Source organism: uncultured Dialister sp. (assembly GCF_900538805.1).
GTDB lineage: Bacteria > Bacillota > Negativicutes > Veillonellales > Dialisteraceae > Dialister.
In genome coordinates this window covers 1-11,854 of sequence record NZ_UPZP01000073.1, presented here as the reverse complement: position 1 = coordinate 11,854, position 11,854 = coordinate 1, and the positions used below count along the sequence as shown (strand labels likewise).

Annotated in this window: 10 protein-coding genes; 8 read left to right on the top strand and 2 right to left on the bottom strand. The window is 50.1% G+C overall.

Annotated elements, in window-relative coordinates:
* Positions 1–184: hypothetical protein (locus tag QZQ29_RS07015; protein WP_296961673.1), on the top strand; the 184-nt coding region annotated here is incomplete at its 5' end.
* Positions 185–188: 4 nt separating this feature from the next.
* Here QZQ29_RS07015 and queF read toward each other — a convergent pair.
* Together queF and QZQ29_RS07005 are read right to left on the bottom strand one after the other, a co-directional pair.
* Positions 189–683 (bottom strand): preQ(1) synthase, encoded by a 495-nt coding sequence (queF, locus tag QZQ29_RS07010; protein WP_296961668.1) that lies wholly within the window; start codon positions 681–683, stop codon positions 189–191.
* 813 nt (positions 684–1,496) lie between these two features.
* Positions 1,497–2,399 carry a LysR family transcriptional regulator gene (locus QZQ29_RS07005; protein WP_296961665.1) on the bottom strand — a complete coding sequence of 301 codons (903 nt, stop codon included), beginning with the start codon at positions 2,397–2,399 and terminating at the stop codon, positions 1,497–1,499.
* A 349-nt stretch (positions 2,400–2,748) separates the two neighbouring features.
* Between QZQ29_RS07005 and QZQ29_RS07000 the strand changes: the two genes are divergently transcribed.
* The 7 genes from QZQ29_RS07000 to QZQ29_RS06970 form a co-directional block, all read left to right on the top strand.
* Positions 2,749–3,030 carry a hypothetical protein gene (locus tag QZQ29_RS07000; RefSeq protein ID WP_296961661.1) on the top strand — a complete coding sequence of 94 codons (282 nt, stop codon included), beginning with the start codon at positions 2,749–2,751 and terminating at the stop codon, positions 3,028–3,030.
* Positions 3,031–3,187: 157 nt separating this feature from the next.
* Positions 3,188–4,813, top strand: coding sequence for an MATE family efflux transporter (locus QZQ29_RS06995; protein ID WP_296961658.1), 1,626 nt, complete (start codon positions 3,188–3,190; stop codon positions 4,811–4,813).
* Positions 4,814–6,138: 1,325 nt separating this feature from the next.
* On the top strand, positions 6,139–7,062 hold the full coding sequence (locus QZQ29_RS06990) for an NAD-dependent epimerase/dehydratase family protein (RefSeq protein ID WP_296961656.1): 924 nt from the start codon (positions 6,139–6,141) through the stop codon (positions 7,060–7,062).
* Between the two features lie 1,711 nt (positions 7,063–8,773).
* Positions 8,774–10,213, top strand: coding sequence for an undecaprenyl-phosphate galactose phosphotransferase WbaP (gene wbaP / locus QZQ29_RS06985; RefSeq protein ID WP_296961653.1), 1,440 nt, complete (start codon positions 8,774–8,776; stop codon positions 10,211–10,213).
* Positions 10,214–10,323: 110 nt separating this feature from the next.
* Positions 10,324–10,698 carry a hypothetical protein gene (locus QZQ29_RS06980; RefSeq protein ID WP_296961650.1) on the top strand — a complete coding sequence of 125 codons (375 nt, stop codon included), beginning with the start codon at positions 10,324–10,326 and terminating at the stop codon, positions 10,696–10,698.
* Positions 10,676–11,071, top strand: coding sequence for a YdcF family protein (locus tag QZQ29_RS06975; protein WP_296961647.1), 396 nt, complete (start codon positions 10,676–10,678; stop codon positions 11,069–11,071). Before QZQ29_RS06980 ends, QZQ29_RS06975 begins: the two co-directional genes overlap by 23 nt.
* A gap of 59 nt (positions 11,072–11,130) precedes the next feature.
* A partial coding sequence (locus tag QZQ29_RS06970) for a glycosyltransferase family 2 protein (protein ID WP_296961643.1) occupies positions 11,131–11,854 on the top strand: 724 nt, incomplete at its 3' end.

Here is an 11,854-nt window from a genome sequence, read left to right as displayed (position 1 = left end):
ACGGGAAAGCGTCTCACGTGATTTTCAGGTCGCTGTTGCTCCCTTACAAATCACGTTCGCTTGCCACCCCGGAGGGGGAGATTTTAGCGGTGCTATCCTTAGTGCTGCTTATGAGAAAGCCGTTTCGCGAAGCTTTATTGTGTCCCGCAAGCTGGGGCACAATAAGATGGGGGGAGCACTTTAATATATTACCGATTATCCACCTTTTCCGGATTCATATCATGATGAAGCAGGCGGAAACGGGCGAAATCCCGCCATTCCGTGCCGGGAATGCCGTAATTGCAGTAAGGGTCGATGGAAAGACCGCCCCGGGGCAGGAACTTGCCCCACACCTCGATATACCGGGGGCGAAGCAGACGGATGAGGTCCGTCATAATCATATTCACGCAGTCCTCATGGAAATCGCCATGATTCCGGTAGCTGAAAAGATAGAGTTTTAAAGACTTGCTCTCCACCATGTACTTGTCGGGAATGTAGGAAATATAAATAGTGGCAAAATCAGGCTGCCCCGTCTTCGGACAAAGGCTCGTAAACTCCGGACAGTTAAACTTGATAAAGAAATCCCGGTCAGCGTGTTTATTGGGAATTCTCTCCAGAAGATTCGGATCATAATCATAGGTATATTTCGTATTCCGGCTGCCCAGCTGCTTCAGCTCGTCCAGCCCTTCTCTCTTCTCTGTCATAAAGTACCTCACATTTATAGAATTCAATATAACTGTAACAAGAATACCATAGGGGAGGGGAGATGTAAATAGGGAGTCCCGGGGGACTGGGGAATGGGATCTAGATCGGGATCGGGATCGAGACCGCGGAGCCCTGCTCGCCACTCGTCATCCTGAGCGCCAGCGAAGGATCTCGGTACACGTCGATAGTGTGACAATTGTTAGTAAATACTAGGGAAGCCGGGCTGTTAGACGATAGAAGATAGAAGGTAGAAAATAGAAGATAGAAGATAGAAGATAGATGATAGTGGCTGGTAGCTTGTAGCTGGGGCCGCTTGACGGCGCTACCTTCCTGCCGACTGGTATTTTTTAGTGAGCTGGTGGACTAGTGTGCTAGTCTGAGTCAATGTCGACGCGTACCAAGATTCTTCACTGCGTTCAGAACGACCATGAGGGCGGGAAGGTAAGAACGTAACGCAGTCTGACATCTGATTTCTAACATCTAACATCTATCGTCTACCATCTAATCCACGCCCCTATCCTCCGTCGCCTAACGGCGCCACCTCCTTCCTAGGGAAGGAGGCTAAGTACTGTCGCAAAATACTCTGTCATTTCGAGCGGAGTCGAGAAATCTCCCAGCACCATGCTGCCCGTCATAAGTGGGAGGTACGTTTCTCTGCACACTGCCTGTCTGACGTCTGACGTCTGAAAGTCTCCCGCCTGACGGCTTGCGCCCGTTCCCCCTTTGGTACTTCGTACCACCTTTCCACCCGCAGGCGGTGGCACAATATATGGTTAGTCCACTGTCTCACCAGCTCACCAGCCCACCATCCCTCACATCGGAAATTCGCTGTTTGCCTTTTCTCTCACGTATTCCCAGAAGTGGTCGATAATGTATTCCCTTAGCAGCACGGCGGAGAGGGAGAGTTTTCCATCTGTTTTCCATGACAGGTTGAGGTAGCGGTGGCAGTCCATGTCTCCTACGGGGAGGGAGGCGAGGCCGCTGAATGCATTGTACCAAGTCATCTGGGGCACCAAAGCGATGCCAAGGCCTGCGTTGACGAATTCGTGGATGGTGCCGGGATTGTCGCTTTCCATGACCACCTTCGGCGTGAAGCCTGCTTTCTGGCAGAAGGTTTCCAGTATGTCCCGGAGGACGAAGCCTTTAGGCGGGGCGATGTAGTTTTTATCGGAAAAGTCTGCCAGGTTGATGTAGGGGAGCCGGGCGTGGCGGTCGGAGAGGGGGAGTACCATCACCAGATTTTCCCTGAAAAGGGTGACCGTATGGTCGTTGTCGATATGATGGATGCTGGAATAGAGGGTGAGGTCCGTATGCTTTGTGGAGGCCTGCATTTTGGGATTGATGATTTCCAGCATGGCTTCGGGATGGGCTTTCCTGAACTCCGCCAGGAAGGAGGGGATGAGTTTGGTGGCGGAAAGGATGGCCAGGTTTACCGTCATCTGCTGAAGATTTCTGGAATCCCTGAACTCCTGCTGCATTTCTTCGTACTCATGAAGGAAATTCTCCGCATGTTTCAGAAGGATATGACCGTCCCTGGTGAGATGGATATTTCTGCCTTCCCTTTCGAAAAGGGTGACGCCCAATTCCTCCTCCAAGCCCCGGATGGTGCGGGACAGGGCGGGCTGGGCGATATGGAGGGCTTCCGCGGCTTTGGTGAGATGTTCCATCTCCGCCGCTTTCCGGAAATATTCCAGGGAAGTGAAATTTAATTTCATGGGGTTCACCTGATTTCAAAAGGGGACAGGCTGGGTAAGCACTGATTCATTCACAGAGTCTGCTTTTATAAGAATTTTTCTGCACTGCTTTGTCATGGCGCTCCTTAAATAGCTCCTTAAATAGCTGCAGCCTGAAGGATATCGAAAGATTTGCCTTTTTCTTGGTATAGTAGTATACTATAAGTGGGTATTAAAAATACCAATAAACAAATTCAGATTTTTTACGACTGAAGAATGACCGGAATGATGAAAAAGTTATGAAATGCATTCATTGCATGCATGGATTTTAGCTTTCATCATTATACCATAGCGATGGTCATTTCCATAAAATTAACGAAAGGAGGACAACATGGAAATCGGTGAACTGATGGACCTGGAGATGTACGGCAGCATGTATCTGCTTTTTGCCATGGCTTACTTCTACGTAGAAGGAGCCAATCTTCTGGTGCCTTCCCGGGTGAATTTCAATTTCAAACGCATCCTTTCTCCATTTGCCTCCTTCTTCAAAGGTTTCATCGGGGCAGGAGGATGGAATCTTTACGCCCATAAGCCTTTTGGGTGGAAAGATTCCTCTATAAAACTGAATGACGGGGCATCTGTCACGGGATGTCCGGTTTCCTCTGCTGCCTGAAACGCGCAGGGGAAAACCTGCGCGGCGAAACAGCCATGAAACGAATAAGCGGAAGGCTTTTTTTAGTATTCCCTGAAAAAGTTCCTCTTCACAGAATCTTCATCGGATGACGCCTCGCGGCGTCTTTTTTGATGAAATTTCTGGAGAGTGCATTGACATGTTTTTCGTGAAAAAAGATATACAGAAGCTTCTGTCTGTGATGATACCGATTCTGGTTGCCCAGGTATCCACGGCGGGAGTGACGTTCATTAATACAACCATGGCCGGCCATGCCGGCGCCGACGACCTGGCCGGCGTGTCCGTGGGAGCGGGACTCTTTTACCCCCTCCTGGCCTCCATCATCGGACTCCTCATGGCGGGAACCCCGCTTATGGCACAGCTCATCGGACGGAAAGAAAGAGAATCCCTTCCCTTCATCGTGAGAAGCGGCATGGTTATCGGCCTTTCTGTGTGGGTTCTTTTTACGGCAGCCTATATTTTCTTCATTGACCACCTCATGGCCGCTCTGGCCCTGGAGCCGGCAGTGGAGTACATTGCCCGGTACTACCTCATGACCATGATTGGCGTAGTATTCTTCATCGCCCTCATGATACCGCTGCGCTGTCTCACCGACACCGCAGGCTCCACCTCCATTTCCATGAAACTCTTCCTCATGGCACCGGTGGTGAACGGCATTTTCAACTACCTCTTCATCTACGGCCACGGCGGTATGCCTGCCCTGGGCGGCATCGGAGCAGGCCTTGCCACCATGATTACCTACGGATTCCTGCTGGTCCTCTTTGTTCTGGTGGTTTTGAAATCGAAGGAACTGGAAGGCAGGACCATTTTCACAAGCCTTTCCCTCCGGACTCAAGATATCCGTGAATACCTGGTGGTAGGCGTACCCAGCGGCCTTTCCATCTTCATGGAAATGAGCCTCTTCAGCCTCATCATCGTATTCCTCGCCCGCTACGGCACCGATGCCCTGGCGGCCTACCAGATTGCGGACAACTTCGCCAGCCTGGTATACATGCTTCCCGTCTCCTGCTCCATGGCCCTCACCATCCTCATTGCCACCGCCGTAGGTGCCAATGACATGGCCCTGGCCCGCCGGTATAAAAAAGCAGGCTTCGTGGTGGCCATGGCAGGCGCCATGATGACCGCCTCCTTCACCGTGATTTTCAGAAGCTCCATCGGCTCCGTCTACACCGACGACGCAGCGGTGGCCCTCATTGCAGGACAGTTTCTCATCTACAGCGCCGGCTGGCAGCTCTTCGACGCCATTTCCACCCCCATCCAGGGCATCCTCCGGGGCCTCAAGGATACCCGGATTTCCTTCATCCTCATGGTCCTGGCCTACTGGGGCGGCTGCTTCCCCATGAGCCTCTTCCTGGACACCCATACCACCCTGGGCGCTGACTCCTTCTGGCTGGGCCTCGACTTCGGCGTAGCCTGCTCCGCCCTCCTCATGGTTTTCCGCCTCCTCTACGTGGAAGGAAAACTGGACGGCAGACCGGTGCCCACATTCGCCGGAGTCCTTTCGCTTCTTATCGGAAGAAAAACAGCCCCTGCCGCAGTCTCCGTTTACACCATCTCCCTTCATAGAAACGTGAAAAAAGCGGAAGAACTGCTGGCACTCTGGACAGAAATGGAAGAAAAACTGTCCATCATCATGCAGAAAATCAAAGAATCGGAAGTGGACATCTACGAAGAAATGGGCAGAATCCTCCCCATCCGCATGTCCCTCCTCACCGACCTTCACTTATCCATCATAGGCCACGCCACCAGGGCCTACATCCCATAGGGCCGCTCAAAATAAAAAGCTCCCTGCCTTCTTGGCAGAGAGCTTTTTGAATGGAAAACGATGGAACGTCTTCAGGGCGCACAGCATAACTTCCTTCCGGACCCGTCATTCTGAACACAGTGAAGAATCTCAGTAAAGGAGGACGCCTGGAAAATATAAAAGGCGTCTCTTACAATAAAACCTTCACAACCGCCCCAGAGGGCGAAGGAAAAACCATACACCCGGCCTTCGCCCGTGAGAAATGCACCCCTTCTGCCTACGGCACCTCTCCACGGGAAAGGGTTCACGTGATTTTCAGGTCGCTGTCGCTCCCTTACAAATCACGTTCGCTTGCCACCCCGCAAGCGGTGGGACAATAAAAAAGCCTTAAATTACTATCCCGTTCTCTTCTTGTTCTTATTTATAAAAAGTGCTATTTTTATAAACAAAAATATTTTCATTTACAAAAACGCCCATTTTTATAAATGAATCAAGCGCCCAATTTCAAATCTAGGTGGTAAAGTGGTATCGCAAGGCATCGAAGGGGAGGGCCCATCAAGCGGCTCCTTCTGAAGAATGGTATTTAATGGTTTTGTCTCATATGCTGCAAGTACCGAGATTTTTCGCTGTCGCTCAGGATGACGAGTGGGAGGCGGTAAGGATAGTATGTAACGCTGACTATATACTCATCGCCGAAGGCGATACCACAACCCTCGGGCCAAAGGCCCGTCAAACCTAAGAACCTTCCGGCCAAAGGCCGGTCAAACTTCAGAACCTTTTCCTGCTCTTTGAACCCTTTTGAACCCTCTGAACCTGGGCCGCAGCGGGCCCTATTGTCATTTCGAGCGGAGCGAAGCGGAGTCGAGAAATCTTCCCGCACTATGCTGCCCGCCGTAAGTGGGGATACGTTTCCCGCCGCAATGTCAGGCTCCTTCCTCAGAAAGGAGCTGCCCGATAGGGCTGAGGATAGGTCCGAGACTCAAATCTCAACCCTCAAATCTCAAATCTCAAATCTCAAATCTCTTCCTCCCTGTCATTCCGACCGCAGCGAAGCGGAGTGGAGAAATCTCCCGCCACCATGGCTTCCGCCGTAAGTGGGAGATACCTTGCAAGGCACACTGCCAATCTAACGTCTGAAGTCTGACCGTCTGACGGCTAGCACCGTCTCCCCCTTTGGTACTTCGTACCACCTTTCCCCCGCAAGCGGTGGCACAACAAACCCTCAAATCTCAAACCTCAAATCTCTACCAAGAATTTATCATTCCTTTACCACTATCCTTTTGAAAATGTGTTAATATAATAAAAAAGCAACGCAGATATATTTTCCTATAGAAAAAGGTGAAATTATGAAAATTCTCGTTACCGGCGGCGCCGGCTTTATTGGTTCCCACTTGGTACGCCAGCTCATGGAAGCAGGGGATGACGTCATTTCCCTGGACAACCTCTCCACAGGCCTTTGGGAAAACCTTCCCAAAGACGCCCGGCTGGAAGTGATGGATACCCATGATGAAAGAGTGGAAGACCTCTTCCGCGAAGAACATTTCGACGCGGTGGTCCATCTGGCGGCACAGACCCTGGTCAGCGACTCCATGACGGACCCGCAGAATGATATGTACCAGAACATTGCCGGTACCGTTCACATTCTGGAATGCTGCAGGAAATACGGCGTACAGCGGGTCATCTTCTCCTCCTCCGCCGCCACCTACGGCGACGTGGATGAAAAAGCACTGCCCGTCCAGGAGACGCTCCCCCAGATTCCCCTTTCCTTCTACGGCCTTACCAAAATGACCGTGGAAAAATACCTGGCCCTCTACCATCTCGCCTTCGGTATCCACTACGTGGTCCTCCGCTTTGCCAACGTATACGGAGAACGGCAGGGCGACGGGGGAGAAGGCGGCGTCATCAGCATCTTCGCCAAACGTCTTGCCCAGGGCAAAGGCATTACCATTTTCGGAAACGGGAAACAGACCAGAGACTTCGTCTACGCCGGCGACATCGCCCGGGGCATTCGCCTGGCGCTTACCACCGAAAACGCAGACACCTGCTACAACCTCAGCACCCAGACCGAAATCAGCCTGAAAGACCTGGTCACCATTCTCTCCAAAATTACAGGCAAACAAATCACTCCATCCTACGGCCCCGTGAGAGAAGGAGACATCTACCGCTCCTCCCTCTCCAACGAAAAAGCAGTAAAAAACCTCCACTGGATTCCGGAAGTATCCCTGGAAGAAGGACTGAAACGGACCTATGAATACTTCCAAAAGCAATGAAATGAAATCAAAAGACACTCTTTCTGGAATGGAAGGGCGTCTTTTTAATATGGGGAAGGTGGGCGTCTGTAAAATAAAAAAGGCGCCTCTTATGATAAAACCTTCAAAAGCGCCCCAAGGGGCGAAGTGAGACCCGCACAACCGGTCTTCGCCCGTTGGAAATGCACCTCCTTGGTACTGCGTACCACCTTCCCGCCTGCGAGTGGTGGGACAATAAAACCTTCTTGCCGGACCCGTCATTCTGAACGCAGTGAAGGATCTCGGGGCAAGCAGTAAGTGAGGGAATAGGCATTAAATACAAGTCGGCAGGAAGGAGGGCGCCAGTGAAATAAAAAAAGGCGCCTCTTATAATAAAACCATCAAAACCGCCGCAGAGGGCGAAGGGAAAACCTTACAACCGGGCTTTGCCCGTGGGAAATGCACCCCTTCTGCCACCTGTGGCGGCGTCTTCCACCTAAAGGTTGGCAAAGGAACTGGATTCGTAGGGGAGCCACGCGACCTGAGAATCCAGTGACATGCTTTCCCGTGGAGAAACGACTCACTAAATTTTGCGCGTCGCTGACGCTTCTTCAAAATGTGTTCGCTGTGCACCCGGAGGGGCAGATTTACCGGCTCTATACTTTTTCTAGCGGCTCTATACTTTGTGATGCTTATGAGTCCTAAAGCTGAGCGGCGAGTAGACTTCCCCCTCCGGGTGGAAGTACCGCGAAGCGGAGATAGGGGTGCATTTCCATCAGGCGCAGCCTGGTTGGCATGTTTTCCCTTTGTGGAGACCCTGCAGAGGGTCTCCAAGTCGGGCAAAGTTGGTCCTTAGCCTGCACATAAAAGGACCTTCCTATGAATTGCCCGACCGATGCCAAGGGCGCGGTTGTATGGCTTTATCAAAAGAGGCGGCGATATATGATTGTGAAGGCCACCCACCGCAGGCCCGAAGGGCCCTTCTGAAGTCTGAAAGTCTGACGTCTCCCGTCTGATTGCATCTGCAACCTCAAATCTCTTCCCCTCTGTCATTTCGAGCGGAGTCGAGAAATCCCCCGGCACCATGCTGCTCCACTCCCATGCCCCGACAGCATAGAACGTAACGTAGGCTCCTTCCCCAGGAAGGAGCTGCCCGATAGGGCTAAGGATAGGTCCGAAAAAATTGGCACAGAACTGACGCTCCTATCTTCCGTCGCCTGACGGCGCCACCTGCTGGCCGGGCTTTAAGGTGTTCGCTTTGTGTGCAGGCTATGCTCACATATTAGCCCGGCTCAGAAGTCCTCTGCAGGACTTCTGCCTAGGGAAGGAGGCTAAGTACTGTCGCAAAACGCCCTGTCATTTCGAGCGGAGTCGAGAAATCTCCTGGCACCATGCTGCCCGTCGCAAGTAGGCGTTACGTTTCCCGCCGCAATGTCAGTCTGAAGTCTGACCGTCTGACGTCTCTCCTCTGATTGTCTCTACCTCCTCAAACCTCAAACCTCAAATCTCTCTCATTCCCCCTTTGGTACTTCGTACCACCTTTGCCCCGCTGGGAAGCGTGTCACACGATTCTCAGGTCGCTAGCACTCCCCTACGAATCGTGTTCCCTTGCCACCCCGCAAGCGGTGGCACAATATATAGGGGAAACCCTCAAATCTCAAATCTCTATTCTCCCACTCTCTCATCTGTGCTATAATACATGAATAACACACATATAAAACAAAAGGATTTATCTGAACTATCCGGGGGATTTATGAATCGTAACTATACACAGGCAGCAAGACAGGACGCAGGCGGGAGACTTTTACCGTCTCTTATTTTTGCCCTGGGTGACTATGCTGCTCTGGCGGTGGCGGGGGTACTGGCGGTGTATCTGAGAAACTGCCTGGTGACCTACAACACCTTCCGCCTTTCCATGGCCTACCTTTTTCTCTGGCTGCCCATGGTTTTTATGTTTTTTATTTTCTATAGCGGACTTTACGGAAGGCGCATGCTTATCTACCGCATGGTGGAGCGCCTTTTCTTTGCGTGCCTGGAAGGGGCAGTGCTTTCCATTATCCTCATGTTCTTTGCCCAGGTATCGGGACAGGTGTCCCGGTTCTTCGTCCTGGCCTATGTGGTCATAGCCTTTGTACTCCTTGCCATTGTCCGGGTTATCCTCAGCAAAGCCATGAAAAAGGTGAAGGCCTTCCAGATTCCCGTGCTCATCGTCGGCGCCGGGCAGACGGCGGAGCTGGTGGTGCGGCAGATTCTTCACGACTCCGGCATGCGGTACCGGGTGGTGGGGTTCCTGGAGGACCGCCATCCTGTAGATACCATGCTCCATAGTTTCCCTGTGCTGGGGGGCTTTGGAAATATGGAAGAAGTGATACAGGAAACCGGCGTCCACACCGTACTGATTGCAGCGCCCGGCCTTCCCCAGGACGACCTGTCCAGCCTGATTTACCGCGCCCAGTCCCTGGTGAAGCAGGTGGACGTCATTCCAAACCTGGTAGCCGTCCCCATGTCCAATGTCACCGCAGAATCCTTCTTCGATGCGAAAATCATGGTCCTCCATATCCGGAATAACCTGGCCAGCCCCTGGAACCAGATGCTGAAGCGCCTCTTCGATATCGTCGCCACCATCTGCGGCGGCCTTCTCATTTCACCTATCCTCCTTGCTATCACCTGCTGGGTCTACCACGACTCACCGGGGCCCGTCATCTTTAAACATAGACGGGTAGGAAGAAATGGGAAGGAATTCAACTGCTATAAATTCCGCTCCATGTGCGTGAACTCGAAGGAAGTGCTGGAACACCTCCTGGCCACCGACCCGGAAGCCAAGGCGGAATGGGATAAGGAATTCAAGCTGAAAAATGATCCCCGCATTACGAAGAGCGGTGCCTTCCTTAGAAAAACAAGCCTAGACGAACTGCCCCAGCTCTGGAACGTGCTGAAAGGGGAAATGAGCCTCGTGGGACCGCGTCCTATCGTACAGGCAGAAGTACCAAGATATGGGAAATATATCAAAGAATACTATTCCGTCCTTCCCGGTATCACCGGCATGTGGCAGACCAGCGGCAGAAGCGATATAGACTATCCCGAAAGAGTCCAGATGGACAGCTGGTACGTCCACAATTGGAGCGTCTGGCTGGATATGGTACTGCTGTGGAGAACCGTGGCAGTGGTATTGAGCCATAAAGGGGCGTATTGAACGCATGGTGAAAGACATTGGGCTGACTCGTCGCATGGTTTTGTGGCAGATATATATCCAGGGTATATTTAAAATTGTCATATCGACTGTAAGCGTAAAAGGATAGTACAATGAAACTTTTTCTTATCCAGATTATTTATGGTTTTCTGCTTCCACCAGGCGGAATTATTCTCTTACTGATTCTATTTAATATTTATGGTTACAGAAAGCATTGGAAATATCAGCCGGCATTGACATCAATTATTTTAGTGCTTTATTTTTTCTCTATACGTATAGGAGCGGACTTTGTGACTGGTTCTTTGGAGAGAATTTATCCGCATAAGGAGGAAGTATCGGGAGATGTACTGCTGATGATTGGACGCGGTTCATTTTCTGGGGTTCCTGGTGTGGGAGGAGCAGGGCAGCCTTCGCCGGTTATGTCACGGTCTATGTTGGTGACTGCAGAGCTTTACCAGAAAAAACGTGGCAGGTGGGGTTACCTTTAGTAATTCTATTTCTGAGACAGATATAGCTCTGAGAGAGTTCAAGAATCTAGGCATTCCGGGGGATAAACTTTATGGGGATTTCAACAGCAGAAACACTGTGGAAAACGCAAAGAATTCTGCTGTTATCTGTAGGGAAAATCAATGGACTCATCCTATCCTCCTTGCTGAAGCGGTCCATGCGCCTAGAGCAGCTATGATCTTTAAACGAGCAGGACTTGATGTTTTGGTTTATCCTACAAACTATCGTCGTGAGTTGGTTCATCATGGTTCACCGATATTTGCTGTTATGCCAGATGCCAATAATCTTAATGATTCTGCTGTAGCTCTTAAGGAGTGGTTTGGTATTTTTGCTATTAAAGTTGGCATGCAGTGAATCAAAAGTCTTAGAAAGATACATATGATTATGGTATCAATATTGTAAAGGAAGATATTATGGAAGAAATCTATGATTTATCTTTTGTAATTCTCACATGGAATTCCCAAAATTATATAGCCCGTTGTTTGAACTCAATTGATCAGATTACTTCAATGCGGGTCAAAATCTATGTAATAGATAATGGTTCTAAAGACCGGACAATATCCATATTGCAGAAATTACAGCATAGTCTTCATTATGCTGCACTGGAAATTATTTCATTGCCGGATAATAAAGGAACAACTATTTCTCGAAATATAGGATTAAAAAAAGCATGCCGGAATTCTTCTTATATTTGTATTCTGGATTCTGATACAGTTGTCAATGAACAAGCTATGAAGTCGCTAATGCAGTCTCTAAAGAGCTATCAAGATATTGGAATTATTGGACCTGTTATGAAGGGTCTGGATGGAACGGTACAGAATTCAGGCAGAGGAATTCCCACATTTAAACTGAAACTTTTTAAAGCATTACCTGTAACCAGCCTTCGTAGGAAAGGTGAGCAGATGGAGCAGGTTCCCAAAAAGGATGCAATTACAAATGTGGGATATCTTATGTCTGCATGTTGGATGATACCTGTGAAAGTTGTAGAAAAAATAGGGTTTCTAGATGAGAATATTTTCTATGCTCCAGAAGATGTGGAATATTGTATGCGGGCATGGAAAAATGGCTATCGAGTGGCGTATAATAATCAAGCATATATTACTCATGCCTGGCAAAGACTATCTAGAAAAAAGTTAC

Coding starts and splice junctions, on each gene's coding strand:
- QZQ29_RS06990 (WP_296961656.1), top strand. CDS start 6,139: ATGAAAATTCTCGTTACCGGCGGCGCCGGCTTTATTGGTTCCCACTTG.
- queF (WP_296961668.1), bottom strand. CDS start 683: ATGACAGAGAAGAGAGAAGGGCTGGACGAGCTGAAGCAGCTGGGCAGC.
- QZQ29_RS07005 (WP_296961665.1), bottom strand. CDS start 2,399: ATGAAATTAAATTTCACTTCCCTGGAATATTTCCGGAAAGCGGCGGAG.
- QZQ29_RS06980 (WP_296961650.1), top strand. CDS start 10,324: ATGAAACTTTTTCTTATCCAGATTATTTATGGTTTTCTGCTTCCACCA.
- QZQ29_RS07000 (WP_296961661.1), top strand. CDS start 2,749: ATGGAAATCGGTGAACTGATGGACCTGGAGATGTACGGCAGCATGTAT.
- QZQ29_RS06995 (WP_296961658.1), top strand. CDS start 3,188: ATGTTTTTCGTGAAAAAAGATATACAGAAGCTTCTGTCTGTGATGATA.
- wbaP (WP_296961653.1), top strand. CDS start 8,774: ATGAATCGTAACTATACACAGGCAGCAAGACAGGACGCAGGCGGGAGA.